This window comes from Persicitalea sp., from assembly GCF_041751555.1.
GTDB lineage: Bacteria > Bacteroidota > Bacteroidia > Cytophagales > Spirosomataceae > Persicitalea.
This window is the reverse complement of sequence record NZ_JBGSXF010000368.1, coordinates 1-2610: the sequence shown is the minus strand read 5'-3', so window position 1 is coordinate 2610 and position 2610 is coordinate 1. Positions and strand designations below refer to the sequence as shown.

Annotated in this window: 3 protein-coding genes; all 3 read left to right on the top strand. The window is 53.0% G+C overall.

The features are described from left to right. The coding region (locus tag ACEW8P_RS13210) for an FAD-dependent oxidoreductase (protein WP_373513548.1) at nt 1-1128 on the top strand (1128 nt) is incomplete at its 5' end. Next, nucleotides 1125-2162: a hypothetical protein gene (locus ACEW8P_RS13205; RefSeq protein WP_373513547.1), complete on the top strand. Its 1038-nt coding sequence runs from the start codon at nt 1125-1127 to the stop codon at nt 2160-2162. The genes ACEW8P_RS13210 and ACEW8P_RS13205, both read left to right, overlap by 4 nt. Before the next feature lie 5 nt (nt 2163-2167). Beyond that, a partial coding sequence (locus ACEW8P_RS13200; RefSeq protein ID WP_373513546.1) for a sulfatase-like hydrolase/transferase occupies nt 2168-2610 on the top strand: 443 nt, incomplete at its 3' end.

The window sequence follows — 2610 nt, the reverse complement described above, 5'->3', positions numbered from 1 at the left end:
GGTAACCTAGTCAATGAGATCGGCCCGTCGGAAGGCGGCAACGCGCAGCCTAAGGAATACTACGAAGACGACAAGAAAATGCAGGCCGTGCTGGCCGAACCCAACATTTCGCTCTTTTTGAACCATCACGCCAATAAGGTGGAAACCAACAACAACAGGATCGAGAAGGTCTATGCCACCAACATCGAGACGGGCGAAAAGGTGTACTTCGAAGCCCCACTTTTTGCCGACTGCACGGGCGACGGGACGATCGGTTTCCTGGCGGGTGCCGAATACATGACCGGGCGCGAAAGCCGCGACGTCTATGGTGAGAAAACGGCTCCCGAAGTCGCCGACAAACTTACGATGGGTGCGTCAGTGCAGTGGTTCTCAGAGAAAAGCGACCAACCCGTGTCCTTCCCCGACATCGCGTGGGGCTTGCCCTGGGACGAGGCCAAGGCCGAGGAAATCACCAAGGGCGATTGGGAGTGGGAAACGGGCATGGGCCTTGACATGACGCTGGACTTCGAGCAAATCCGCGATTACGGAATGCTGGCGGTGTATTCCAACTGGTCGTACCTCAAAAACCACGCGACCAACAAGGAGAAATTTGCTCGCGAGTACCTGAAATGGGTAGCCTACGTGGCCGGAAAGCGCGAATCACGGCGTTTGAAAGGAGACTATGTTCTTATCGAACAAGACCTCACCGATCAGCGCGTGTATCCCGACGGCACGGCGCCCACCTCCTGGACCATCGACCTGCACTATCCCGACCCCGAAAACTCCAAACTGTTTCCTGGCGCGGCCTTCAAATCCATCGCCAAGCACATCAAAATTTACCCTTACCCTATTCCATTCCGCTGTTTGTATTCCAAAAATATAGAGAATCTGATGATGGCCGGGCGCGACATCAGCGTGTCGCACGTGGCCCTGGGTACTACCCGGCTCATGCGCACTACGGGCATGATGGGCGAAGTGCTGGGCATGGCGGCGGCAGTTTGTAAGGAACAAAAAACTACCCCGCGTGGCCTGTACGAAAACTATTTCCCGAAGCTGGAAGCCATGATGATCGAGGGCGTGGGCGATGCCAGTCTGCCGCAGGATCAGGATTATAACCTGGGAGGTACCCTGATGGAAATCGTAAAATGAAGCTTGTCGTTGCTATATCGATGGCATTGTCAGGCCTGCTCACCTACCTGCTGAGTGGGCCCGGATCTGCCTTCGAGATAGCATTGAAAAATGGCGGCAGCTTCGAGGTGAGTGAGGTTCGCTGGGGTGATAAATTGGAGAAATACACCGCCAACATCATGGCACCCGTTTGCGAGGAGGGCATTTGCTATAACGTGAACGTCACCTTTAATTGGAATCTGATTGGCGAGTTTATCGACTACCAGGTGCAGCCCTACGACCCGCTCACTAAGCTCGATCACAAACCATTCACGCTGGCGGATTACGCCAAGCTGCAAAGCATCCTCACGAACCATGACCTGATTTTTACGGGAATGAATGCGGAGGAACTGGTCGTCGAAACCGCCGAGGCAGCCGTCGATGGCTATTCGGGCGCTACCATAGAGGCCATCAGGGACGAGGTGATCGACGGAGCTCTCTTTACATGCCACACGCTTTGGCACGTGGCCAATGGGGCCGTCGTGGACTCGATCAGAAGCCACACGCAGGGACGGCTGGACAAATACCTGATTGGAAGAATCGTCAAGTATAACACTGCTTCGGCTCACTACTACCTTATCAATAACCTATCGGATGAGCAGTTTGCGCAGAACCTTCCCGAGATTATTGATCTCGTGAGAAATGGCAAAGGGTATTTCCCCAAGAACGCCATCGAGAAGATTCCTGAAAATCTGTTCGCCGGGAAAGAAATGCAGGATTTCCTGGTGCAGAACTACGATTCGCTTTCGTACTACACCCAGGTAGCGGCCTTGAACAAACTACAAAAGGTACCGCTGCAAAGTAAGTTGGTCGAGAAGCTATTGCCGGAAATCAGCGACCGCAACAGTGCACAAAATCAGAAAATAATCACGCTGATTATCAAGAACAACGACCAGGCTTCAATTCAAAAATTGATGGATTTGTTGATCGAAAAGAAAATCAAACTTTCGAAAGAAAACTACCAGTTGCTGCAAGAACTGAGGGTGGAGAGGCTGGGTTCGATTGAAAAAATATAGACATAATGACCAAAAGTTTTTTCTCGGTATTTCTTTTGAGTCTGATGCTTGTTATTGCGCTCATTGCCTTTGGCTTTCGGGCCTTAAAAGGCCCGGCAATTGATGCTGGAGTCAATGCTGTGCTTACAGAACACCTAAATGCCGAACGCGGCCCGGCCGTACCCCGAGCGTCGGACCGCCGGAATGCCGTACCACCCAACATTATCCGCATCATGGCAGATGATATGGGCTACTCGGATTTGAGTTGTATGGGTTCCGAAATACCCACGCCCAACCTGGATCGACTCGCAGGGAAAGGCATTCTGATGACCCAGTTCTACAACGCCGGCCGCTGCTGCCCGACCCGCGCGAGTCTGCTCACGGGCCTGTACCAGCACCAGGCGGGCGTAGGCGACATGGACAGCGACTATGGAATCTCCGCCTACCAGGGCCAACTGAAAACCAACAC